Source organism: Actinomadura rifamycini DSM 43936 (assembly GCF_000425065.1).
Taxonomy (GTDB): Bacteria; Actinomycetota; Actinomycetes; order Streptosporangiales; family Streptosporangiaceae; genus Spirillospora; species Spirillospora rifamycini.
Window position 1 is genome coordinate 174,354 of record NZ_AULB01000012.1, and the last position, 23,210, is coordinate 197,563.

Consider the following 23,210-nt stretch of genomic DNA (forward strand, 5'->3'; position numbering starts at 1 on the left):
GTACGATGGTCGCCATGGCGACGACGGAACTGCCGCCCGCCCCGGCCCGCGCGGTCCGGCGGCGGCCGCTCTCCCTGCGGGAGTGGCTCGCCCCGGGGATCCCGGGCAGCGCGCCGCTGAGCTGGGTCGGCCCGCTGCTGATCACCGCGTTCGCCGGGATCCTGCGCTTCTACCGGCTGGGCCAGCCCGACGCGATCGTCTTCGACGAGACGTACTACGCCAAGGACGCGCTCGCCCTGCTGGAGTTCGGCTGGGAGCACAACACCGTCGAGAACGCCGACAAGCTGCTCATCGCCGATCCGAACGCCGACATCTGGGCGAACGGCCCCGCGTTCGTCGCGCACCCGCCGTTCGGCAAGTGGATGATCGCGGTCGGCGAGTGGATGTTCGGCGCGACGCCGGTCGGCTGGCGGTTCATGCCCGCGCTGCTCGGCACGCTGTCGGTGCTGATCCTGTGCCGGGTGGCGCGCCGGATGACCGGGTCGACGCTGCTGGGCTGCGCGGCCGGGCTGCTGCTGGCGGTGGACGGCCTGCACTTCGTCACGAGCCGCGCCGCGCTGCTGGACGTCTTCGTGATGTTCTGGATCCTCGCCGGGTTCGCGTGCCTGGTGAACGACCGCGACCGGTCGCGGCGCCTGCTCGCGGAGAAGATGGAGCAGAGGTACACGTCTCCGTACGGCCCGTTCCTGCTGCACGGGTGGCGGTTCGGCGCGGGGATCTGCCTCGGCCTGGCGGTCGCGGTGAAGTGGACGGGCCTGTTCTACATCGCCGTGTTCGGGATCATGGTCGTGCTGTGGGACTACGGCGCCCGCCGCAAGGCCGGGGTCCGGCGGCCGATGGCGGGGGCGCTGCTGCTGGAGTCGGCGCCGGCGTTCGCGCAGCTCGTCCTGGTCGGGCTCGTCACCTACCTGGCGACGTGGTGGGGGTGGATCTTCCGGCCGGGCGGCTGGGGGCGCGGCGAGGTCGCGTCGATCGCGCTGCTGCGTCCCTTCGAGGCCCTGCCGGACCTGTGGCGCTACCACTCGGAGATCTTCAAGTTCCACACCGGGCTGGACGCCGAGCACCCCTACCAGTCGTGGCCGTGGGGCTGGCCGATCCTGAAGCGCCCGGTGGCGTTCTTCTACACCGAGCCGGAGAACGCGTGCGGGGCGGGCGAGCGCTGCTCCCGCGAGATCCTCGGGATCGGGACGCCCGCGCTGTGGTGGGGCGCGCTGGCCGCGCTGGCGGCGCTGGTGTTCGTGTGGCTCATCCTGCGCGACTGGCGGGCCGGGGCGATCATCGCCGGGTTCCTCGCCGGGTGGGTCTCGTGGTTCCCGTCGGCGTTCTCCGACCGGACGATGTTCCTGTTCTACGCGACGCCGCTGGTCCCGTTCATGGTGCTGGCGATCGTCCTGGTCCTGGGCTACCTGATCGGCCCCGCGAGACCCCCGGGCGTCCCCGCGGCGCCGCGCCCCGACGCCGAGACCTATCCCGACCACGCGTACGCGACAGAGGGGCAGGGTGTCGACCTGCGCAAGGGCGGCGCGCACGTGCCCGCCCCGGAGGGGCGCGTCCCGGTGGCGGGGGCGCGGCGGCTGGTCGGGGCGGCGGCCGCGGGCGCGTTCGTCCTCGTGGTGCTGGCGAACTTCGCGTACTTCTATCCGATCCTGTCCGCCGAGACCCTCCCGTACGACGACTGGCACGCCCGCATCTGGTTCGGCAGCTGGGTCTAGCCCGCGACGGGCTCCGGGACGGCGGGAACCTTCGCGGGGCGCAGCGCCCTGGCGCCCAGCAGGCAGATCGCGAGGGCGAGCACGCCGCCGATCCCGGCCCCGGCGAACGCGCCGGGGACGCCGGCGAGGTCCTGCCCGAAGCCGGACACCGCCGAGCCGAGCGCGCCGCCCGCGCCGACGGCGGCGACGACCCACGCGAACGCCTCGGTGACGGTGCCGGCCGGCGCGAGCCGGTCGACGAGCGAGAAGCTGCAGGCCAGCACGGGGGCGAGGAAGACGCCGCTGAGGAACGCGAGCACCGACATGGCGGCCGTCCCGGGTGCGAGGACGAGCGGCGCGTACCCGAGCGCGAGCGCGGCGAGCAGCCACGGCAGCCTGCGGTGCGGCTCGCCCGCCCAGTGCCGCGCGCCGTAGACGAGCCCGCCGAGCAGGGCGCCGCCCGCCATGCAGGCGAGCAGGATCCCGGACGCGGCGTCGCTGCCGTGCCGCTCGGCGTACGCGACGACGGCGACCGCGTAGACGCCCAGCGCGATCCCGGCGCAGGCGAGCGAGACGAGCAGGACGCGGAGGCCGGGCGAGCGCAGCGGGCCCGCCCAGTCGGCGGCGCGGGGCTCGCCGCGCCAGCGGCGCGAGGGGCCGGAGAGCGCGACGACGAGCGTCCCGGCGATGCCGAGCACGCCCGTCAGGACGAGCGCGGACTCGGTGTTGAGCGCGGCCGCCGCGACGACGAGCAGCGGCCCGACCGTGAACAGGATCTCCTGGGCCGCCGCGTCGAGCGCGTAGGCGGCGTCGACCTGCTCCGGGCCGTCCAGGACGTCCGGCCAGAGCGCGCGCAGCCCGGCCTCCAGCGGCGGGGTCGCGAACCCGGCGAGGACGACCGCGGCGATCGACACCGGCAGCGGGTCGGCGCCGGCGAGCGCGAGCAGCACGAACCCGGCGGCGGACGCGCAGGCGGCGGGCAGCAGCACCCGGCCCTGCCCGTACCGGTCCATGGCGCGCCCGAGGACGGGCTGGCCCGCGGCGGTCGAGAGCCCGAGGAGGGCCGACAGCGTTCCCGCGAGCGGGTAGCCCCCGTCGTCCGCCCGGACGTGCAGCACCACCGCCAGCATCCCCATGCCGTTCGGCAGCCGCCCCAGCAGCGTTCCCCCGAGCAGCCGCGCCGCGTGGCGCCGCCGCAGGAACTGGACATAGCCGCGCATCAGCGCCCCCGTCGTTCAGTCATACGTAGTACTAGCCGCAGTCATACGTACCATGTCGGCCCCCAATCGCTCTAGCGCGTCCCGCAGATGTGTCCCGGCGGCAAGCTCGCCATGGCGCGCGGGCCGCCCGATACTGATCACGTGGAGCCAGGTACTCCGGAATTCCGGAAGAAATGGGTCACCGGCTTCGGCATCGGGGTCCTCCACGCGCTCGCGCTCGCGAGCGCGCTCGGTTTCGAGGTGGTGCGCGGTTTCGTGGGCGCGATCGACCCGGCGTCGATCGCGCGGGGCGACGTCCCGCCGGAGGTGCGCGCCTTCTCCCGGCACATGGCGGGCCTGTCCGACGTCGGCCTGCACCGGTGGGCGGCCGAAACGCTGCCGGAGCTGTCCGGGCAGCAGCCGCGGGTGCTGCTGTGGGCCGCGGCGTTCGCGGTCGTCGTCGTCCGGCTCAACAAGCACGGCCCGCCGCGGGTCCAGGCCGCGCTGTCGGCGGCCGCCGCGGCGGTCGGCGCGCTGGGCGCCCCGGCCTACGTGCTCGCGGCCCTCGGCACCCCGGGCGCCCTGCTGCTCCTCCTCGGCCCGTTCATCGTTTGGGTCGTGCATTCCGACTGAGGAGCTCAGTCCGCGAACGCCGTGCAGACCAGGACCTCGTCGTCGCGCACCCGCCAGCCCCAGTAGTCGGTGGAGTCGTACGCCGCGCGCGAGCACTCCCCCGCGCGGCGGGCGCTCGGCGCCCGGTACACGCCGGTGATCTGGTGGATGCCGTCCATGCCGTCCGGGACGTACTCCGCGCGGCAGTCGATGGACGTGCGCAGGTCGATGCGCACGTGCGTCCCGCCCGTCCGCTCGACCGGCATGCACTGCCCGATCTGGAACTCGCGCGTCAGGCAGGCCGCGCCCCCGGACCGGTAAGGCAGCCAGGTGTCCTCGTAGTCGTCCGGGCAGTCCCCCGCGCCGTCGGCGTTCTCGGTGACGCGGTAGAACGCGCCCGTGCTGCCGCACCCGACCTGGCGGGCGGGCCGGTTGCTCCACTCGTCCTCCCCGTGGTCCACCGCCAGGCACGTCCCGGGGACGAGCGCGGGCGGCGTCCCGGGCGACGGCTCGGCGGCGCCGTCCGAGCCGGTATCCGGGCCCGTCCCCGCGGCGCCGTCGTCCGGTGTCCCCGGTGCCGGCGCGGCCGCCCCGGGGGACGGCACCGCCGCGGCGTCCAGTCCGCCGAGCGCCGCCTCCCGGGGGTTCTCCTCCCAGAGGCGGGGCAGGACGACCACGGCGAAGAACAGCGCGCAGGCGACCAGGTACCACGTCCCGCGCACGCGCCGCTTCCCGTCCCGATCGGGCGCCTCCTGATCAGGCGCCTCCTGATCGGGCGCCTCCTGATCGGGCGCCTCCTGATCGTTGGCCTCGCCCACCGGACGCCACCCGCCTTCCCGCATCGGCGATCTGGTCCGATGATCGCGTGCGCCTCTGCCGCTTTCCACGCAAAAATCACGTTCGGCGAGAAACCGGCAACGGGCGACGGCTCGTGGCGAGTCCGGCGAATCGCCGCCACGGCGAACGTCCTGCGGCCGTAGTCTGTTCTCTCGTTCCGGGTGCGGCGACGAGGAGGGTCCAGTGCCGGCGACCAGCCGTCCCACCAGCAAGGACGTGGCTCAGGAGGCCGGTGTCTCGCAGTCCACCGTCTCGCTCGTGATGGGCGGGAAGTGGACCGGCCGGGTCTCCCCCGCGACCGTGCGCAGCGTGCACGAGGCCGCCGAGCGCCTCGGGTACCGGCCCAATCCGGCCGCCCGGAACCTGCGGCTGGGGACGACCCGCACCGTTCTGCTGATGGTGCCGACGCTGACCGCGCCGTTCTTCGGCCCGGTCTACACGGGCGCGGCGCGGGTCGCGACGAGCCACGGGTTCGGGGTCGTGGTGTCGACGTGGCCGGACGAGCGGAACGCGCCGGACGGCCCGTTCGCCGCGCCGCACGAGATGATCGACGGGATCCTGGCGTCGTCGCTGGAGGCCGCCCGGTTCGGCGACGAGGCGCTCGCCGGGTTCGCGGGCACCCCGGCGGTGATGCTCGACAGCGGCCCGCAGGGCGACGTCCCGACGGTCGACTTCGGGGTCGCGGACGGCATGCGGGCCATCGCCCGGCACCTGGCGGCGCTCGGGCACCGCCGGTTCGGGCACGTGGCCGCGGGCGTCGACCAGTGGACGTTCCACGCGCGCGCGCAGGCCCTTGCGGATGTCGTCCGGGACGTGCCGGGGGGCGCGCTGCTGCGGGAGCGGTGCGAGATCGACGTCGCGTCGGCGAAGGAGGCGGCGGGGCGGCTGCTGGCGCGCCGGGACCGGCCGAGCGTGCTCGTGTGCGACGACGACCTCATCGCGGCGGGCGCGTACAAGGCGGCGCGGGCGCGGGGGCTGGCGGTCCCGGACGAGCTGTCGGTGACGGGGTTCGACGACGTGCTGCTCGCGACGGCGCTGGAGCCCGAGCTGACGACCGTCCGGCTGCCCGCGGAGGAGCTGGGCGCGCAGGGCATGGCGGCGCTGCTGGAGCTGCTGGCGGGGACGCGCCCGGAACCGCGCGTGCTTCCGGGCCGGCTGGTCGTCCGCGGCTCCACCGCACCTCCCCACCAGGGCTGATATCGCGACGCATATGGCTTTTCGTCCAATATCAATATTGGACATGGCCGCCCTGCCTTTGATCTTCTCTGCGTCATGCGACTTTCGACATTCCGATTCCGGAGGGCGACCGGTGCGGCCGCCCTGTCCCTCGCCGTTCTCGTCGCGGGCGCCGGCTGCGGCGGCGCGGACCCGGCCCCCCGCGCCGCGACGCCGCAGAGCGGCGTCTCCGCGGTCGCGCCGCCGCGGCCCGCACCGTCCCAGACCGAGGTCGGCAAGCGGCTCCACCGGCTCGAGGCGGAGCGGAACCTGCGCATCGGCGCCTACGCGATCGACCCCGCCACGGGCGCGTTCGTGTCCCACCGCGCCGACGAGCGGTTCCCGTACACGTCCACGTTCAAGGCGATCGCCTGCGGCGGCGTGCTGCAGAAGGCCCGGACGTCCGACCCCGGGCTGATGGAGCGCGTCATCCACTACACCGAGGACGACCTCGTCGAGTGGTCGCCCGTCACGAAGGACCACGTCGACACGGGCATGACCGTGTCGGCCCTGTGCGACGCGGCGATCACGCAGAGCGACAACACCGCCGGGAACCTGGTGATGAAGCAGCTCGGCGGCCCGGCCGGCCTCACCCGCTTCTTCCGCTCGCTCGGCGACGGCATCAGCCGCGCCGACCGCTGGGAGACCGCGCTGAACGACTGGAAGCCGGGCGAGCGGCGCGACACGACCGTCCCGAGCGTGTGGGCGGCGAACCTGCACAAGCTGACGGTCGGGGACGTGCTCGTCCCGGAGGACCGCGAGCAGCTCATCGCGTGGATGAAGGCCAACACGACCGGTGACAAGCGGATCCGCGCGGGCCTCCCCGACTCCTGGACGATCGGCGACAAGACCGGCAGCGGCGGCGTCTACGGCAACGCCAACGACATCGCGGTGGCGTGGCCCGAGCCGGGCCGCGACCCGCTGGTCATGGTGATCCTGACGACCGCCAAGAAGGTGGACGCCGAGGCCGACGACGCCGCGGTCGCCGAGACCGCGGCGATCCTCGCGCGCGGCCTCGGCCACCGGGTCGGCTAGAGCCCGTTCAGGAACTTCGCCGCGACGGGGGCGGCGGCCTGGGCGCCCTCGCCGCCGCCCTCCACCACCACCGCGAACGCGACGTCCTCGCGGTAGCCGATGAACCAGGCGTGGGCGGGCGGGTTCTCGCCGGAGCCGTACTCGGCGGTGCCCGTCTTGCCCGCCGTCCCGGACGGGAAGTCCACGCCGGACGCCGTGCCCTCGCTGACGACCGCGGGCATCAGCGTGTGCAGGGCCTTCTTCACCGCGGGCTCCAGCTCCTGCGGCGCCGCGGGTTTCTTGCCCCCGGCGTCCAGGGCCTGCGACGCCAGTTCGGCGGAGACCAGGCGGGGCGAGCGCCACGTGCCGTCGGCGGCCGCCGCGGCGACGCCCGCCATGTTGAGGGGGCTGGTCAGCACCTTGCCCTGCCCGAAGGACGCGGACGCGAACGCGGTCTCGTCCGCGTTCTTCGGGAAGGACGCGCGGACGGCCGGCAGCCCGGCGATGATCGGCGCGTTGAAGCCGAACTGCTCGGCGACCTCGGTGAGCCGCTCCTCCCCCAGCTCGTCGACCGCGAGCCGCGCGAACGTCGTGTTGCACGAGTGCGCGAACGCGTCGCGGAACGGGACCGTCCCGAAGTCCTCGTACTGGTAGTTGTGGAACTCGCGGCCGCCGACGTTGGTCGTGGCGGGGCAGGCGACGCGGGAGTCCGCCGACAGCCCGCCCGCGACGAGCGCGGCGGCGGTGACGACCTTGAACGTCGAGCCGGGCGGGTAGGCGCCCATCAGCGCGCGGTTGTAGCCGCCGGGCTTGTTCGCCACGGCGAGGATCTCCCCGGTGGACGGGCGCAGCGCGACCAGCGACGCGGGCTCGGTCACCCCGGACAGCGCCTCGCTCGCGGACGCCTGCATCGCCGGGTCGATCGTCGTCCGCAGCGGCTCGCCGTCCTCGCCGCCGAACCGCTGGAGCGTCTTGACGACCTTGGTTTCGGCGCCGTCCTGCTCTCCGCCCTCGACGATCTGGACGGCGAGCGCGGGCGATCCCGCGAGGCGCTTCTCGTACTGCTGCTGCAGGCCGCTCGTCCCGACGGAATCGCCCTCCTGGTAGGGGGCGCCCATCTTCTGCGCGCTTTCGGCGGACGCGGCGCCGACCGTCCCGGCGAGCTGCCGCGCCGACCCGGACTCCGAGGCGGTGAGGCTGCTGCCGTCGGCGGCCAGGACGTCGGCGCGCTGCGGGAACGCGCGGGCGGCGCGGAGGCGCTGCCCGTCCTTGAGCTCGGGGTGCAGGAGCCGCGGCGACCAGCGGACGAGCCACTCGCCGTCCTGCTCGGTGAGCGGCAGCGTCCCGGTGTAGGACCAGACGCGGCCGCCGGACAGCGTCAGCTCGGCCCGGTAGGACCCTCCGGCGCGGCCGTCCTTCGCGTCGCCGACGGACGCGACGGTGTAGCGCTGCTCCGTCACGCCCAGGTCGTCGTGCATCCGGGTGAGCCGTTCGGCGAAGTCGGCGGGCGGCCGGTGGGTGAGGGCCTGCATGGCGGCGTGGTCGCCGCCGCTCCAGGCGGCGAGGAACTCCTCCGCGGCGGCGTCGGGGTCGTCTCCGGACCGGAGCCACCACACCGCACCCGCCCCCGCGAGCACGACCGCGACCGCGACCGCGGCGGCCGTCACCACTCGGGTTCGGTGCATCCGTCACTCTCCTTCCCTGGCGACGAACATATGTCGTCGCCGCTCGTGAACGCCCCAAGAACAGCAGCCGACCAGCGGAAAGTCCAAGATTGATATCAATGTCACAGGCATATCGGAAGTGATATCGTTGCCGGTCGTGAACGTCGTGGGGCATTTGCACTGCTTCGTCATCGTCGCCGAGGAACTGCACTTCGGCCACGCGGCGGAGCGGCTCGGCATGGCGCAGCCGCCGCTGAGCCAGCGGATCCAGCGACTGGAGAAGGAACTCGGAGTGCGGCTGTTCGACCGGACGAGCCGGAAGGTGGAGCTCACGGCGGCGGGGCGGCTCCTGCTCGACGACGCCCGTGACATCCTCTCCCGCGTGGAACGCGTCTACGACCTCGCCGAACGGGCGCGGCGCGGCGAGATCGGCACCGTCCGGGCCGGGCTGCCGAGCGACCTCGGCGGCCCGCCGGTCGCCGCGCTGATCGCCGCGTTCCGGGAGCGCCGCCCCGACCTGCGCCTCGAACTGCGGGAGATCTCCACCGCCGAGCAGATCGGCGCGCTCGCCGACGGGACGCTCGACGCGGGCGTCGTCCGGCACCCCTGCGACGCCCGCGGCCTGGAGCTCGGCCCGCTGCTCGGCCAGCCCGTCGGGGTGCTGCTGCCCGCCGGCGCCGACCTCGCGGACGCCGCAGAGGTGCGGCTGCCCGACCTCGCCGGCCGCGACCTCGTGACGTTCCCCCGCGACGAGGCGCCCGGCGCCCACGACGACCTGCTCGCCGGCTGCCGCCGGCACGGGTACGCGCCGCCCGCCGTCCACGAGGCGCGGCACCCCCAGTTCGCGCTCGGGCTCGTCCTCGCCGGGACGGCCGTCGCGTTCGTCCCCCGCACCGCCGACCCCGGCGGCGGGGCGGTGTGGCGGCCCCTGCACGGCGAGCCGCTGACCTGGCGGACGTCCTGCGCGTGGCGGCGCGCCGCCGACCCCGAGCACGCGCGGGCGATCGCCGACTTCACCGCCGTCGCCACCGCGGTGCTGCGCCGGGAGGCCGGGATGGCGCCGCTGGACGCCGCGCCCGCCCCCGCCCGCCGCGTGCTGCGCCCGTCCTCGGGGTTCCTGGCGTGACCCGCGGGACGGCCGGGACGGCCGGGGTGACCGCGCGGATCGAGGCGGCGTTCCGCGACGCCGGGGTGACCGGGCACTGCCACGCCGTCGACGTCGACACCGGACGGGACGTCGGCGTCCGCGCGGGCGAGCCCGTGGTGCTCGCGTCGGTGTTCAAGGTGCCGCTGCTGGTCGCGTTCCACCGCCGCGTCGCGGCCGGGACCCTCGACCCGACCGAGCCCGCGACGCTGCCCGCCGCCGACCGCACGTCCGGCCCGACCGGCGTGTCCGCGCTGCTGGACGACGTCCGGATGTCGCTCCGCGACCTCGCCACCCTCATGATCACGGTGAGCGACAACGCGGCGGCCGACTACCTGCTCGACCGGGTCGGGCTGGCCGCGGTGAACGCGGCCGCCGCCGAGCTCGGGCTCCCCGGGACGCACGTGTCCGGCAGCGGCCGGGAGATGCTCGACCACCTGTACCGGGACACGGACGCGACCAGCCTCGGCGAGGTGTACGCGCGGCTGGAGGAGCCCGGGATGCCCGCGCGCGTCCGTCCGCTGGACCCGCTGCGCACGAGCCGCAGCACGCCCCGGGAGATGACCCGGCTGCTGTCGCTCATCTGGCGGGACGAGGCCGCGCCGCCCGCGGAATGCGCGGCCATGCGCCGGATGTTCGGACTCCAGGTGTGGCCGCACCGTCTGTCGTCCGGCTTCCCGTTCGAGGACGTCGTCGTCAGCGGCAAGACCGGGACGCTCCCGACCGTCCGCAACGAGGTGGGCGTCGTGGAGTACCCGGACGGCGGCCGGTACGCGGTCGCGGTGTTCACCCGGACGCCCGTCCCGCTGGCCGTCCACCCGGCGGGCGACGCCGTGATCGGCACGGCCGCCCGGATGGCGGTCGAGCACATCCGCGACCGGGCGGTCACCGCCTGACCGGCGGCCGCACCGGGACGGCGGACGCGCCGCACGCCCCCAAAATGGGCGAACTGACCGAACGTGGCCGTCCCTATACCGTTCAGCGGTTCGACCGCTAATCCAGCACTCGTTCACTGAACATAGGCTGTACCTCTGCTTTGATCACTCTTGGGGAGACTGTGTTGCGGCTGCCGGAGCATCTCGAGCTACTGCTCACCGACGAGCCGGTTCTCGACGTCTACGCGCACGGTCCGTGGCGGGTGCCCGACGGGCTGTTCGAGGAGATCGCCGGCCGGATCGACGCCCTCGCCGCCGACCCGCGCGCCGCGGAGCTGACCACCGACGAGCACAAGCTGCTGACGCTCCCCGCGTCGCTGGTCACCGCGGAGATCTTCGGGATCCTGGCGTTCCTGCCGGGCGGCGGCGCGATCAAGGCCGGGTCCCGCTCGCAGCTCCCGGAGCGGCTGCTGCACCGGCACCTGGTGAACCCCGGCCCGCTCAGCAACCGGATGGCCCGCTGGGACGCGCCCGGCGGCCGGTGGCGCCCCCCGGTGGACTGGCTGATCGAGGCGCCCGACCGCAAGCTCGCGATCGAGCTCGCGCGCGACTGCCTCGCCGTCCTGGAGGGCATCGAGCCGCTGGAGGAGCGCCGCAGGGCCCTCCTGCGCCTCTACGACGACCCGCCGCAGTGCGACGTGAACCTCCCGAAGATGGAGCTGCGGGAGCTGTGGCACCGGCACGCCGACGAGTCGATCCTGCGCGCGGTGCCCGAACTGCAGGGCCCCGTCGGCTACCTCGACTGGGTCTGCGCCGGGCTGCTCGCCGCGCACCGGGCGCTCCTCGCGGCGGCCCCGCGGGACGAGACGCCCGAGGTGCACCTCGTCCACCTGCTGCTCCAGGGCAGCATGGAGCACGTCCCCGCCGAACTGGCCGCCGCGCTCGGCGAGGACCGCTACCACGAGATCCTCGGCCGGTTCCCCGGCGAGCGCCGCGGGTTCAAGCCGGGCGCCTGGCAGGAGCGGACGCGCGCGTGGCTCGCGCAGGCGCTCGTCGCGGGCGCCGCGGACGCGTGCCGCGCCTGGCTCGACATGGCGATGCGGTTCATCGCGACCGTCCAGGGGCTCCCCGGCGACCCGTGGTTCCCGAAGGCGGAGTGGATCCCCGTCGGGCAGTTCCAGACGGACCTGCGGCGCCTGTTCGCGCCGCGCCGCCGCATCGTCAACCCGCTGACCGAGACGCTGAAGGAGCCCGAGCCGCAGGGCGAGGGCGCCCGCCCGCGCCGCCCCGACCTCGTCTCCGCGCTCGTCGAGCAGCCCGAGGTGACGGCCGCGCTGGAGGAGCTGTCGCGCGGCACCAAGGCCGTGCGGCTGCTGCTCGCCGGCCCCGACGGCACCGGCAAGCGGGACGCCGCGCAGGAGCTCGGCCGCGCGCTCGCGCTGGGCCGCGACCCGCTGTGGCTGACCGACAACCTGTTCGCCGGGCAGCGCCTCGCCGACGCGGTCGCGCGGCTGCACGCGGACGCCCGCGAGTGCGCCGCCGACCGGCTGCTGATCATCGAGGGCCTGGACGAGATCCTCACCGACCCCGGCAACGGCGAGGCGCTCTCCGCCGAGCTCCACCGGCTCCTGGCCGTCCACCCCGAACTGAACCTGGTCGCGCTGTGCGACGCGGGCGGCGACGACCGCATCCGGGAGATCAACCCGGCGCTCCCGCTGGGCTTCCGCATCGCGCACACCCGCCCGTTCACCGCCGCGGGCCACGCCGAGCTGTTCCGCCGCGCGCTCGTCCGGCACGGCGCCCGCGCGACCCGGCAGGCCGCCGACGCCGCGGGCGAGCTGCTCGCCGCGGCGCCGCCGATGCAGTCGCTGCGCAACGCGCGGCTGGCCCCGCACCTCGCCGCCGAGGTCGTCGCGGCCGTCCAGGCCCGCTCGGAGGACGGCGAACTCGTCGTCCGCAAGGGCGACATCCCGGCGAGCCTGGACGCGTCCCGCACCACCGGCGACCCGCTCGCCGAACTCCGCGACCTCACCGGCCTCGACACGGTCAAGCACGAGATCGCGCTGCTCGTCGCGGGCACCGAGGCGGCGCGGCTGCGCAGCGAGTCGGGGCTGCGGGTCACGCCCCCGACCCGGCACATGGTGTTCACCGGCAACCCCGGCACCGGCAAGACGATGGTCGCGCGGCTGCTCGGCCGCATCTACAAGCGGCTCGGCGTGCTGTCCTCCGGGCACCTGGTGGAGGCGTCCCGCGCCCACCTGGTCGGCGAGTACATCGGGCAGACGGCGCCGCGCACCCGCCGGCTCGTGGAGCGCGCGATCGGCGGCGTCCTGTTCATCGACGAGGCGTACACGCTGACGCAGTCGCCGCTCAAGGGCGACTACGGGCACGAGGCCATCGCCGAACTGGTGAAGCTGATGGAGGACCACCGCGACGACCTCGTCGTCGTCGTGGCCGGATACCAGCAGGAGATGGCCGAGTTCCTCGCCGCCAACCCCGGCCTCGACTCCCGCTTCCCCAAGCAGATCCACTTCCCCGACTACAGCGACGACGAGCTGATCGCCGTGTTCGGGCAGCTCGCCGACGCCGACGGCTTCCGGCTCGCCCCCGGCACCCGCGACGTGCTCCGCACGATGCTGCGGCGCGCGCCCCGCGGGCCGTCCTTCGGCAACGGGCGGCTCATGCGCAACCTCCTCGACGTCGCGGTCGCCCACCAGGCCGACCGGGTCGCCTCCGCCGCCCTCGGCGACGGCGACGCCCCCGCCGCCCCGCCCTCGCGGGACGAGCTGATCACCCTCACGTCCGACGACCTGCCGCCGCTGCTCGAACACCCGGAAGAGTTCTACGGCCTTTACCTGTAAGGCGTCGCCCTCGGCCGTCAGGCCGCTGGACGGCTCGGTTGTACCGGTTGTCGCTCTGGGGGTACCGCTTGTCGCGGGCGGCGATCCGGTGGACGTGTGTTCTTCGCCGCTCGTCGAACGGGGCGGGAATCGTGTGAACCTACTCGCCGGTAGGCGGCAGAGTTCAAGGCACGGCGCTCACCGGGCTTCTGGGGCATTCAGGCCCGTCCAGGGCTCACCGGTCCGCTGGGGTGGGGCGGAGGCGGCGGTCGCGCGATCGGCCGCCGCCTTCTTTTTTGCAAGGCCCTCGGCGTCAGGCCGCGGGGCGGCCTTCCTTCAACGGGCCTTGCGTGCGATTGCTGCATCGTTCCGACTCGCCCAGGGGCTCGCTGCGCGATCAAGTTCTCGCTTCGCTCGGACTTGGCTTCGCTCGCGATCGCAGTGGTTTCCGTCCGCTCTGGCTGGGGTGATGGCTGGGCAAGTGGGTCTGTCGCTTGTCGGCTCGGTTTCTCTCTGCGGGCGGTCTCGGGGCGGGGTTCGGGCTGGCGGGTGGGCGTGCGGGATTGAACGCGGGCTCACGGGGCACGTGCCGGGGCGATATGACACATCACGACGATCTCGGGCGGCTCGACGCGTACTGGCGGGCCGCGAACTACCTGTCGGTCGGGCAGATCTACCTGCTCGACAACCCCCTGTTGCGGGAACCGCTGCGGCGGCGGCACGTCAAGCCGCGCCTGCTCGGCCACTGGGGCACGACCCCCGGGCTGAACTTCTGCTACGCGCACCTCAACCGGGTGATCCGGGCCCGCGACCTCGACATGATGTACGTGATGGGCCCCGGGCACGGGGGGCCTGCGGCGGTCGCGAACGCCTGGCTGGAGGGCACCTACAGCCAGGTGTACCCGGACGTGTCGTACGACGAGCGCGGGATGCGGGCGCTGTTCCGGCAGTTCTCCTTCCCCGGGGGCGTGCCGAGCCACGTGGCGCCCGAGACGCCCGGGTCGATCCACGAGGGCGGGGAGCTCGGGTATTCGCTCGCGCACGCGTACGGCGCCACGTTCGACAACCCGGACCTGATCGTCGCCTGCATCGTGGGGGACGGCGAGGCGGAGACGGGGCCGCTGGCGGCGAGCTGGCACTCCAACAAGTTCGTCGACCCGGTGCGGGACGGGGCCGTGCTGCCGATCCTCCACCTGAACGGCTACAAGATCGCGAACCCGACGGTGCTGGCGCGGATCCCCGAGGAGGAGCTCGTCCAGCTCCTCGACGGCTACGGCTACCACCCGCTGCTGGTCGCCGGGGACGAGCCCGCGTCCATGCACCGGAAGATGGCCGCGGCGCTCGACCAGGCGCTCGACGAGATCGCCGACATCCGGCGCGCGGCGCGCGAGGGCGGCGCGACGGACCGGCGGCGGTGGCCGCTGATCGTCCTGCGGTCGCCCAAGGGGTGGACGGGCCCGGAGGAGGTCGACGGGAAGCCCGTCGAGGGCACGTGGCGCTCGCACCAGGTGCCGCTGGCGGGGGTGTGCGACGACCCCGCGCACCTGGAGCAGCTCGAACGGTGGCTGCGCTCGTACCGTCCGGAGGAGCTGTTCGACGAGGACGGCCGTCCGGTCGCGGCGCTCCGGGAGTCGGCGCCCGAGGGCGCGCGGCGGATGAGCGCGAACCCGCACGCGAACGGCGGCCTGCTGCTCAAGCCGCTCGTGCTGCCCGACTTCCGCGACTACGCGGTGCAGATCGGCAAGCCGGGCACGACGACCGCCGAGCCGACCCGCGTCCTCGGGACGTACCTGCGCGACGTGGTCCGCGCGAACCCGACGAACTTCCGGATCATGGGGCCGGACGAGACGGCGTCGAACCGGCTCGGGGACGTGTTCGAGGCGACCGACCGGGTGTTCGCGGCCGAGCGGCTCCCGACCGACGAGCACCAGGCGGCCCACGGCCGGGTGATGGAGGTGCTCAGCGAGCACCTGTGCCAGGGCTGGCTGGAGGGCTACCTCCTGACCGGGCGGCACGGCCTGTTCAACTCGTACGAGGCGTTCATCCACATCGTGGACGCGATGTTCAACCAGCACGCGAAATGGCTGAAGGTGACCCGGCACCTGCCGTGGCGGCGGCCGATCGCGTCGCTGAACTACCTGCTGTCGTCCCACGTGTGGCGGCAGGACCACAACGGCTTCACCCACCAGGACCCCGGTTTCCTCGACGTCGTCATGAACAAGAAGCCGGAGATCGTCCGGGTGTACCTGCCGCCGGACGCGAACACGCTGCTGTCGGTCGGGGACCACTGCCTGCGGTCCCGCGACTACGTCAACGTGGTCGTCGCCGGGAAGCAGCCCTCCCTGAACTGGCTGACGATGGACGAGGCCGTGGCGCACGCGACGCGCGGCATCGGCATCTGGGAGTGGGCGTCCAGCGACGGCGGCGCCGACCCGGACGTCGTCATGGCGTGCGCCGGGGACGTCCCGACGCTGGAGACGCTCGCGGCCGTGGACGAGCTGCGGCAGACGTTCCCCGAACTGCGGGTGCGGGTGGTGAACGTCGTGGACCTGATGCGGCTGCTGCCGCCGAGCGAGCACCCGCACGGGCTGCCGGACGCCGAGTTCGACGCGCTGTTCACCACCGACAAGCCGATCATCTTCGCGTTCCACGGCTACCCCTACCTGGTCCACCGGCTCGCCTACCGGCGGCACGGGCACGCGAACCTGCACGTCCGCGGCTACAAGGAGGAGGGCACCACCACGACGCCGTTCGACATGGTGATGCTCAACGACCTCGACCGGTTCCACCTGGTCATGGACGTCATCGACCGGGTGCCGTCGCTGGGCGGGCGGGTCGCGCACGTCCGGCAGCGGATGGCGGACAAGCGCCTGGCGCTGCGGGCGCACACCCGCGAGCACGGCGAGGACGCCGCCGAGATCCGCGAATGGACGTGGTCGTACTGATGCGCGTGCTGACCGTCAACCCCGGGTCGAGCAGCCTGAAGCTGAGCGTGCTCGACGACGATGACACCCTCGTCGCCGAGGAGTCCGGCCCCCGCGAGGAGCTGGCCGGGATCGTGTCCGACCTGCCGCGCCCGGACGCCGCGGGGATCCGGTTCGTCCACGGCGGCAGCGACTTCACCGCGCCCGTCCTGGTCAACGGGGCCGTGACCGAGCGGCTGCGGGAGCTGGCCGATCTCGCGCCGCTGCACCAGCCCGCGTCCCTGCACGCCCTCGCCGAGATCACCGGGACGCTGCCGGGCGTGCCGACCGTGGCGTCCTTCGACACCGCGTTCCACGCCGCGCTCCCCGCCGAGGCCGCCACCTACGCACTGCCCCGCCACTGGCGCGACCGGTTCGGGCTGCGCCGCTACGGCTTCCACGGCCTCTCGTTCGCGTACGCCGTCCGCCGCGCCGGGGAGCTGCTCGGCGGCGCACCGGCGCGCATGGTGGTGTGCCACCTCGGCGCCGGGGCGTCGCTGGCGGCCGTCGCCGACGGCCGCTCGGTCGACACCACGATGGGGTTCACGCCGCTCGAAGGGCTCGTCATGGCGTCCCGCGCGGGCAGCATCGACCCGGGCATCCCGCTGTGGCTGATGAAGCACGGCCTCACCCTGGACGAGGTCAACGACGGCCTCGAACGGGACTCTGGCCTGCGCGGCCTCGCCGGGACGGGCGACATGCGCGAGCTGCGGCGGCTCGCCGAGGACCGCGACGTCCCCGCCCTCGCCGCGCTCGACGTCTACCACCACCGGCTCCGCGCCTGCGCCGCCGCGATGGCCGCGCCGCTCGGCGGCCTGGACGTCCTGGTGTTCACCGGCGGCGTCGGCGAGCACGACCCGTCCGTCCGGTTCCGGCTGGCGTCCGACCTCGCGTTCCTCGGCGTCGCCGTCGACCCCGACCGCAACGCCGACGCCCGCGGGGACGCGGACGTCTCCGCCGACGGCGCGTCCGTCCGCACCCTGGTCGTCACCGCCCGGGAGGACCTCGAGATCGCCGCCGACGTCCGACGCGTCCTGACCACCGACTAGCGCGGCCGGGTCAGCTCGCGGCGGATCCGCAGGGCGAGCCCGTCCCGATGCGCCGGGGCGACGTCGTCCCCCTCCGAACGCCCGAGGCGCCCGAACACCCGCGGGCCGCGCACCTCGGCGGGGTGGTCGGGCATGCGCGGGATCACGTGGAAGTGGACGTGCGCGTACCCCTCGGCCTCCGCGAACTGGGCGACGTACGTCTTGGCGCAGCCGGTGACGGCGTGGAGGGCGCGCGACAGCCGGACCTGCCAGGTCCCGAGGAGGGCGGCCTCGGCGTCGGTGAGGTCGGCGATCGCGGTCACGTGGCGGAGCGGGACGAGGACGAGCCAGCCGGGGGTTCCGGTGCCGAACGCGTGCGCGACCCGCCAGTGGTCGTCGGAGGCGGCGTGCTCGCGCGGCGGGAGCGCGAAGCGGCGGGCGTTGTTGTCACATGAAAGGCAGTTCACCTGGTGAACCTAAACGGCCGGGCCGGGTCGCGCCCGGTCCCGGTCCCGGCCGTCCATGTCCGCCTCAGGCGTTCCCCAGCTGGGCGTAGCCCTTCGACGCCGAGTAGGTGGTGAAGATCGCCGTGTTGGTGCCGGCGGCGGCCGGGAGGCCCGACTGCCAGTCGACGATCCCGTTGAACCAGCCGAACGGGCCGCAGTTCGCCGACTTCGGCACCGCGAACGCGTTGTCGACGAAGGTGGTCTTGACGACCCACGGGTCGGTCGACACGTCGGTGGGCGGGCTGCCGGTGATCGGCTCGTTGGGCGCCGGCGGGTTCGTCGGCCCGAGTCCGAGGTTGAGGGTGATCGGGTCCTCGTCGGTGCCGATGGTGCAGGAGTCGCCCAGCAGCGGGTTCTGCACGCTGATCTTCATGCGCTGCCGCATCAGGACGCCGGGCTCGGGGCTGAGCTCCAGCTCGCCCGCGAGCTGCGGCTGCGCGTGGATCTGCATGATGGGCAGGAAGTCCGAGCCCGGGATGCCGAGGATGCCGCCCTCGACGCGGATCGGCTCGCTGTCCATCGACTCGACGAACACCGTCTCCTCGAAGGTGACCGGGTCGTACCCGTTCGCGTAGACGATGGTGATCGGCTGGTGGATCTCCTGGTCGATCCCGCCCAGCGTCAGCCGCCCGCTCGTGATCTTCGCGACGGTGCACAGCCACAGGTTGGGGTCCGCGCCCGCGGGCAGTTCCGGGCAGCCCTCGAAGCTGAACTCCGGGATCTCCTCCTCGGCCGCCGCGGGCGCCGCCTGCGCGGCGAGGCCGGCCATGCCGACCACGGTCCCCAGGACCGCCGCGGCGGCCCGGCGAGCTGTCGTGCGTCTCATCTATTCTCCATCTTCGGTCGGGCGGGGGGCGGGCTCACAGCTCGGTGTAGGACTTCGCCGCCACGTACTGCTCGAAGATCGCGGTGTTGTTGCCGGCGTCCGAGGGCAGGCCCGCGATGAGGTTCACCAGCCAGTTCGCGGAGTCGCTGATCCCGCAGTTGTCCGCGCCCGGCACGGAGAACGCGTTGTCGACCAGGGTCGTCTTGACGACCCACGGGTCGGTCGACACGTCCACCGGCGGGCTGCCGCTGATCGGCTGGTTGGGCGGCGGCGGGTTCGTCGTCCCGACGGTCAGGTTCAGCTGGATCGGGTTGCTGTTCGTGCCGATCGTGCAGTTCCACCCGAGGAACGGGTTGCCGAGCTTGACCTTCAGGTCGAGCTGGACGTTGCCGTTGACGAGATCGAGGTCGACGGCCTCGGGCTTGGCGTAGACCGCCGAGAGGAACCGGTCCCCGAAGATCCCTTCCTGCACCTGCATCCACTCGGACTCGAAGCTCGCGAGGACGGCCGTCTCCTCGAAGGTGTTCGCGTCGAACCCGTTCGCGTAGACGAGCCGCATCGGGGTCTCGATGTTCTGCTCGAAACTGCCGAACGAGAACTCGCCGCCGCTCACGACCACGGAGTTGCAGAGCCAGAAACCGGGCTCGGCGCCGGCGGGCAGTTCGGGGCAGTCCTCGTGGCTGAACTCGGGGATCTCCTCGGCGGCGGCGGGCGCGGCGAGGGCGGTGCCGGTCAGGACGGCGCCGAGGGCGACGGCGGCGGCAGCGGCCACGCGGCGCAGCCGGAAGGGTGATCTCACAGCGATCTCCAGGGGGTGGAGGGGGTCAGGGAGATTCGGCGCGGAGCGGGTCGCCGGATACGGGGGGTGCGGCCGGCCCGGGTCGGGGTGGGATCACACCGGGCCGGCCGCACCGTGAGGCTGTGCGCGGGTCACGCGGCCCGCGCGCTGCGGGACGGGATCAGGGGGCGATGGTGAGGTCCGCGCCGGACGAGGTGACGATCTGGAAGGTCGCCGAGACGGAGGCCGAGCTCGGGCAGCCGCTGGTGCCGGAGATGAGCTGGAACTGCTGGCCGGCCAGCCGGCCCTGCGAGTGCGTGTTGCCCGGAACCGGCTTGCTCGCGTTGTTGTGGTTGTACAGGTCGATCTGCAGCTGCTTGGCGCCCGTGAGGCCGAAGTTGCAGGTCTCCACCCGTCCGAGCGAGGTCAGGTTCAGGGTCGCTTGGATGTTGACGGACGCGTTGGGCGAGTTGATGTAGATGTACCCGTCGCGGTTGTTGGTGTGGGCCGAGTCGTAGGCGGCGCCGCCACCGGTGTAGGGCAGGTTGAGAGCCTCGATCTCGGTGGTGCCGCCCTTGTTGTTGGTGCAGTCCGGGTTGCCCGCGGTGGGCATGTCGGCGGCGTCGAGGGAGCCGTTGGTGCCGTCGGAGTCGACGGACGCCTGGAGCTCCGCGCTGGTGCACGTGGTCTGGATCAGCCCGAGGGAGCTGACGCCCGTCAGGGTGACGTTGGACAGGTTCGTGCCGACGACGGTGCCGCTGAAGGGGGCACCGCCCGACTCGATCGTGGTGGCGCCGGCGGCGGTGGCGCCGCCGAGGACGAGTGCGCCGGCGCCGAGGAGGGGCAGGGCGACTCTGCTGAGCTTCCGCATGATCCAGTCCTTTCGGTGGGGGTGGGGACGAATCCCTGCGGTGCTCGAACCGAAACATAAACTGCTCCGTTTCTCAAGAACGCCTCCGTACCCGGACGCCCGCTGGGCCGTTTTCGGAAACGCTCTAAGACCGGGGCGGCGGCGGCCGTTTAGGACCCCGTCCCGCCCTCGCTGAGCGATGAGCCAGTCACCGATGGCAAGAACATCCCGGTAGCTGTGACGCGGGTCACCGGCCGTGATGCACGGTGCGTGGCGGTTTGCGGACGCGGCGGGGTGTCCGCATGCGGTCACGAACCCGCGCGGCTCCGGCGCGTCCCGTGGTGACCGAGCGGTCAGTGGGACGTGCGCGGGAGCGCCGGGAGCGCGTACATGCGGAGCAGCCCGCGCCGCAGGGCGGGCAGCTCGTGCGCCTGGCCGCAGCTGATCCGGCTGTAGAGCACCTCGTGGACGCCGCCGACGATCACCTCGGCGGCCAGCTCCGGCTCAGGGAAGTCGGGGTACATGTCCAGCAGGTGCTCCACCACGATCGTGCTGAAGTGCTGCTTGATCCGGTCGCGGCGGGCCACCGCCTCCGGCCCGGCCGCCAGCACCTCGACCACGCCCATGCGGGCCGCCAGCGGCTCGGCGGCGAGGAGCTCCAGCAGCGCGCCGAGGCCCGCGCGCAGCCGGGCGTCCGGCTCCCGCCGTTCCGCCGCGGCGTCGTCGAACGCCGCCACCATCCGCTCCGCGATCGAGTCGAACGCCGCGAAGAACGCCTCTTCCTTGTTCCGGAAATGCTCGTAGAACGTCTTCTTGGAGATCGCGGACGCGCCGACGATCGCGTCGATCGTCAGCTGCGCGTAGCCCTTGCCCCCGACGATCTCGGTCACCGCGCGCAGGATGCGGGCGCGCTGGTTGCTGGCGACGTAGTCGCGCGACAGCCGATGCCGGCCCGACGGCAGCTTCGCCGCCTCGCCGGCCGCCCGCCGCGCCGGATCCCCCCGATCGCCGTGTCCCATGATCCGCCCATCGCGTCCGGTAACGCTCCTGACGGCCGATTCTACGGCGCACCCCCCCGAGGGGGCCTCGTCACGATGACACGGAGTCGACCGCGGGACCGGTCAGCAGCGACACGACCGGGTTCGGTTCGCGGGCGCGGAGCACGGCCTCCCTCGCGGCCGTCGTGCGGCGGGAGCGCCACCGGTACGCGGCCTGCCGGTGGAACCGCGCGATGTGCGCGGCGGCCGGGCGCGACCGGCCCGACAGCCCGTACCCGTGCCGCTGGAGCCGCGCCGCGAGGACGTGCTCGACCAGGTCGGCCTCCCAGTCCTCCAGCCGCCGCGCCCACGCGCCGACCACCGCGCGGTTCGGCGCCTCGTGCGTGCGCAGGTGCCACCGGCGCTCCTGCGGGACGGTCCGGCGCGCGTGGTGCTGCGGCTCGGCCATCGCCGGGTCGTACTCCTCGCCGAGGAACGCGCACAGCCGCTCCAACTCCCGCTCGGGGGCCTCGACGAGGTCCTCGTACCGGAACTCGTAGAAGGAGCCGGGGCCGAGCCGGGCGCCGAGCCGGCGGCCGATGTCGACCGCGTCCCGCCAGGTCAGCGTGGCGGAGAAGAGGTCGCCGTCGTACCACGGCATCCGGAGCAGCGAGCTGACGGCGTCCCGGCCGTCCCGGACGAGATGGACGAACTGCGCGTCGGGGAACATCCGCCGCAGGGCCCCGACCCGGCGGATGTAGCTCGGCCGCTTGTCGCCCCAGCGCGGCTTGCCGTGCTCGCGGGCGTACGCGCGGAACACGGTCGCGACCGCCGACCCGAGGGTGGGCGGCGCGGCGGCGATCTCCTCGACCGTCGCGTCGGGGTCGAGGCCAAGCGCCTTGAACTTCGTCGTGCTCCCCTTGGCGATCCACGCGCCGAGCGCGCGGCGGTTCTCCTCGCGCTCGAGGTCGCCGAAGTCGTGGCGGGCGTCGTAGGCGGTGTGGACGAACCGCGTCTCGGACGGCAGCGCGATCCGCCGGTGGCAGTGGAGCATCTGCTGCAGCAGGGTCGTGCCCGAGCGCGGGCATCCGACGATGAAGATCGGCCGGTGGGACGGGGTCGTCATACCCGGCCAAACTACGCCGCGGACCTGAGGACGAGGTCCAACGAACCTCAAAGTTGACTGAAAGTCTTGTCGACGGAACGCGAGCATCCCGACACACCGCGTGACGAAATTTATTGAAATATTGCCATTCGGTAAGTAGTGCGCTAACCTAACTATCGGTGTGCCGGGAAGTCTGGTCGGCGAGACGGAAGAGCTGTCTTGCGACCTGGAGAGGTATGACCCGGCACTTTCTCTTGTATGCCGCCATCACGCCGGCGGGTTCCTTCGGTCTGCGGGTCTCCGCGCTCGCGACCGCGTTCCCGGATAGCTGAGCCCGCTCACCCCGCATTCGTGTCCACCTGACCGGACGTCCATTCGGGCGCTCCGACGGTCCACCTATGTCCCGAGGCGGAAGCGTGCTTTCTCATGGGCGAATTCTTTGATGTCGCGCTCGGTTTCCCGACGGCTCTGTTCAGCTTCGCGCTGCTCGTCGTCGCCGGATACTGGGTGCTCGTGCTCGTCGGCGGCCCGGGCGTCGACCTCCTCGACGGCGGCGACGCCGACGGCGGCGCGGACGGCGCGGACGGCGCCGCCGGCGGGCTGCTCGCGGCGGCGGGCCTCGGCGGCGTCCCGGTCACCGTGGCGCTGTCCCTGCTGATCGCCTTCACCTGGTTCGCGAGCCTGGCCGGGGCGGCGGCGTCCGAGGCCGCGGCCCTGCGGGTGCTGCTGGTGCCCGCGGCGGCCGCGGTCGGCTGGGCCGCCGCGCGCGCGGCCGTCCTGCCGCTGCGCCGCGTGTTCCGCGACGCCCCCGGGACGTCGCTGCGCGAGTTCGTCGGCCTGCCGTGCGTCATCCGGACGGGACGCGTGGGCCCGGACTTCGGGCAGGCGGAGGTGACGGCGCCCGACGGGTCCACCGCGCTCGTCCAGGTGCGGCGGCCCGCGGCGGACGTGCCCGTGGCGGGGGCCGCCGAGGGCACCGCGCTCACCGCGGGGAGCACCGCGCTCATCTTCGACTACGACGCGGCCGGACACTTCTTCTGGGTCATGCCGCACGATTCCCTGCTCGATCCTCCCGCTCTTTGACCA

At 73.5% G+C, this 23,210-nt stretch carries 19 protein-coding genes; 10 read left to right on the plus strand and 9 right to left on the minus strand.

The features are described from left to right. The first annotated feature begins 14 nt into the window (after positions 1–14). A complete protein-coding gene (locus H505_RS0112450; protein ID WP_026402255.1) occupies positions 15–1,712 on the plus strand; it encodes a dolichyl-phosphate-mannose--protein mannosyltransferase in 1,698 nt (565 codons plus the stop codon). On the opposite strand, the gene H505_RS41475 is transcribed toward H505_RS0112450, so the two are convergent. Beyond that, complete coding sequence (locus tag H505_RS41475; protein ID WP_034517693.1) at positions 1,709–2,911, minus strand: MFS transporter; 1,203 nt, start codon at positions 2,909–2,911, stop codon at positions 1,709–1,711. The genes H505_RS0112450 and H505_RS41475 overlap by 4 nt on opposite strands. A gap of 141 nt (positions 2,912–3,052) precedes the next feature. Between H505_RS41475 and H505_RS47570 the strand changes: the two genes are divergently transcribed. Then, positions 3,053–3,523 carry a hypothetical protein gene (locus H505_RS47570; RefSeq protein WP_051300591.1) on the plus strand — a complete coding sequence of 157 codons (471 nt, stop codon included), beginning with the start codon at positions 3,053–3,055 and terminating at the stop codon, positions 3,521–3,523. A 5-nt stretch (positions 3,524–3,528) separates the two neighbouring features. On the opposite strand, the gene H505_RS0112465 is transcribed toward H505_RS47570, so the two are convergent. Beyond that, positions 3,529–4,224: an LppU/SCO3897 family protein gene (locus tag H505_RS0112465; protein ID WP_026402256.1), complete on the minus strand. Its 696-nt coding sequence runs from the start codon at positions 4,222–4,224 to the stop codon at positions 3,529–3,531. Positions 4,225–4,522: 298 nt separating this feature from the next. Between H505_RS0112465 and H505_RS0112470 the strand changes: the two genes are divergently transcribed. After that, positions 4,523–5,536, plus strand: a complete 1,014-nt coding sequence (locus H505_RS0112470; RefSeq protein WP_026402257.1) for a LacI family DNA-binding transcriptional regulator — start codon at positions 4,523–4,525, stop codon at positions 5,534–5,536. Between the two features lie 75 nt (positions 5,537–5,611). Beyond that, a complete protein-coding gene (gene bla, locus H505_RS0112475) occupies positions 5,612–6,589 on the plus strand; it encodes a class A beta-lactamase (RefSeq protein WP_026402258.1) in 978 nt (325 codons plus the stop codon). On the opposite strand, the gene H505_RS0112480 is transcribed toward bla, so the two are convergent. Further along, the gene (locus tag H505_RS0112480; protein ID WP_026402259.1) at positions 6,586–8,253 is read right to left on the minus strand and encodes a penicillin-binding transpeptidase domain-containing protein; all 1,668 of its coding nucleotides are present in this window, start codon (positions 8,251–8,253) and stop codon (positions 6,586–6,588) included. The two genes, bla and H505_RS0112480, sit on opposite strands and share 4 nt — an antisense overlap. A 136-nt stretch (positions 8,254–8,389) precedes the next feature. Between H505_RS0112480 and H505_RS0112485 the strand changes: the two genes are divergently transcribed. From H505_RS0112485 to H505_RS0112505, 5 genes are all read left to right on the plus strand, one after another. Further along, positions 8,390–9,358: a LysR family transcriptional regulator gene (locus H505_RS0112485; protein ID WP_026402260.1), complete on the plus strand. Its 969-nt coding sequence runs from the start codon at positions 8,390–8,392 to the stop codon at positions 9,356–9,358. Further along, entirely contained in the window at positions 9,355–10,272 is a 918-nt protein-coding gene (locus H505_RS0112490; RefSeq protein WP_245592494.1) for a serine hydrolase, read from the plus strand. The genes H505_RS0112485 and H505_RS0112490 overlap by 4 nt, the downstream gene beginning before the upstream one ends. Positions 10,273–10,436: 164 nt before the next feature. After that, positions 10,437–13,112, plus strand: coding sequence for an AAA family ATPase (locus H505_RS47575; RefSeq protein WP_051300592.1), 2,676 nt, complete (start codon positions 10,437–10,439; stop codon positions 13,110–13,112). 578 nt (positions 13,113–13,690) lie between these two features. Further along, the gene (locus H505_RS0112500; RefSeq protein WP_026402262.1) at positions 13,691–16,036 is read left to right on the plus strand and encodes a phosphoketolase family protein; all 2,346 of its coding nucleotides are present in this window, start codon (positions 13,691–13,693) and stop codon (positions 16,034–16,036) included. Then, a complete protein-coding gene (locus H505_RS0112505; RefSeq protein ID WP_245592495.1) occupies positions 16,018–17,103 on the plus strand; it encodes an acetate/propionate family kinase in 1,086 nt (361 codons plus the stop codon). The genes H505_RS0112500 and H505_RS0112505 overlap by 19 nt, the downstream gene beginning before the upstream one ends. On the opposite strand, the gene H505_RS0112510 is transcribed toward H505_RS0112505, so the two are convergent. The 6 genes from H505_RS0112510 to H505_RS0112535 all read right to left on the minus strand — a co-directional run bounded on the left by H505_RS0112510 (position 17,100) and on the right by H505_RS0112535 (position 22,145). Further along, complete coding sequence (locus tag H505_RS0112510; protein ID WP_026402264.1) at positions 17,100–17,549, minus strand: HIT family protein; 450 nt, start codon at positions 17,547–17,549, stop codon at positions 17,100–17,102. The genes H505_RS0112505 and H505_RS0112510 overlap by 4 nt on opposite strands. Before the next feature lie 64 nt (positions 17,550–17,613). Beyond that, positions 17,614–18,414, minus strand: coding sequence for a hypothetical protein (locus tag H505_RS0112515; RefSeq protein ID WP_125614232.1), 801 nt, complete (start codon positions 18,412–18,414; stop codon positions 17,614–17,616). A gap of 34 nt (positions 18,415–18,448) precedes the next feature. Further along, positions 18,449–19,213 carry a hypothetical protein gene (locus H505_RS47580; protein WP_125614235.1) on the minus strand — a complete coding sequence of 255 codons (765 nt, stop codon included), beginning with the start codon at positions 19,211–19,213 and terminating at the stop codon, positions 18,449–18,451. Positions 19,214–19,373: 160 nt separating this feature from the next. Continuing rightward, positions 19,374–20,063 carry a hypothetical protein gene (locus H505_RS0112525; protein ID WP_026402267.1) on the minus strand — a complete coding sequence of 230 codons (690 nt, stop codon included), beginning with the start codon at positions 20,061–20,063 and terminating at the stop codon, positions 19,374–19,376. A 332-nt stretch (positions 20,064–20,395) separates the two neighbouring features. After that, positions 20,396–21,061, minus strand: a complete 666-nt coding sequence (locus H505_RS0112530; RefSeq protein ID WP_051300593.1) for a TetR/AcrR family transcriptional regulator — start codon at positions 21,059–21,061, stop codon at positions 20,396–20,398. 70 nt (positions 21,062–21,131) lie between these two features. Then, positions 21,132–22,145, minus strand: a complete 1,014-nt coding sequence (locus H505_RS0112535; RefSeq protein ID WP_026402269.1) for a sulfotransferase family protein — start codon at positions 22,143–22,145, stop codon at positions 21,132–21,134. 405 nt (positions 22,146–22,550) lie between these two features. On the opposite strand from H505_RS0112535, the gene H505_RS0112545 reads away from it, so the two are divergent. Beyond that, positions 22,551–23,207 carry a hypothetical protein gene (locus H505_RS0112545; protein ID WP_026402270.1) on the plus strand — a complete coding sequence of 219 codons (657 nt, stop codon included), beginning with the start codon at positions 22,551–22,553 and terminating at the stop codon, positions 23,205–23,207. The last annotated feature ends 3 nt before the right edge of the window (positions 23,208–23,210 follow it).

Coding starts and splice junctions, on each gene's coding strand:
- H505_RS41475 (WP_034517693.1), bottom strand. CDS start 2,911: ATGCGCGGCTATGTCCAGTTCCTGCGGCGGCGCCACGCGGCGCGGCTG.
- H505_RS0112535 (WP_026402269.1), bottom strand. CDS start 22,145: ATGACGACCCCGTCCCACCGGCCGATCTTCATCGTCGGATGCCCGCGC.
- H505_RS0112525 (WP_026402267.1), bottom strand. CDS start 20,063: ATGCGGAAGCTCAGCAGAGTCGCCCTGCCCCTCCTCGGCGCCGGCGCA.
- H505_RS0112450 (WP_026402255.1), top strand. CDS start 15: ATGGCGACGACGGAACTGCCGCCCGCCCCGGCCCGCGCGGTCCGGCGG.
- H505_RS0112505 (WP_245592495.1), top strand. CDS start 16,018: ATGGACGTGGTCGTACTGATGCGCGTGCTGACCGTCAACCCCGGGTCG.
- H505_RS0112545 (WP_026402270.1), top strand. CDS start 22,551: ATGGGCGAATTCTTTGATGTCGCGCTCGGTTTCCCGACGGCTCTGTTC.
- bla (WP_026402258.1), top strand. CDS start 5,612: ATGCGACTTTCGACATTCCGATTCCGGAGGGCGACCGGTGCGGCCGCC.
- H505_RS0112480 (WP_026402259.1), bottom strand. CDS start 8,253: ATGCACCGAACCCGAGTGGTGACGGCCGCCGCGGTCGCGGTCGCGGTC.
- H505_RS0112515 (WP_125614232.1), bottom strand. CDS start 18,414: ATGAGACGCACGACAGCTCGCCGGGCCGCCGCGGCGGTCCTGGGGACC.
- H505_RS0112530 (WP_051300593.1), bottom strand. CDS start 21,061: ATGGGACACGGCGATCGGGGGGATCCGGCGCGGCGGGCGGCCGGCGAG.
- H505_RS0112500 (WP_026402262.1), top strand. CDS start 13,691: ATGACACATCACGACGATCTCGGGCGGCTCGACGCGTACTGGCGGGCC.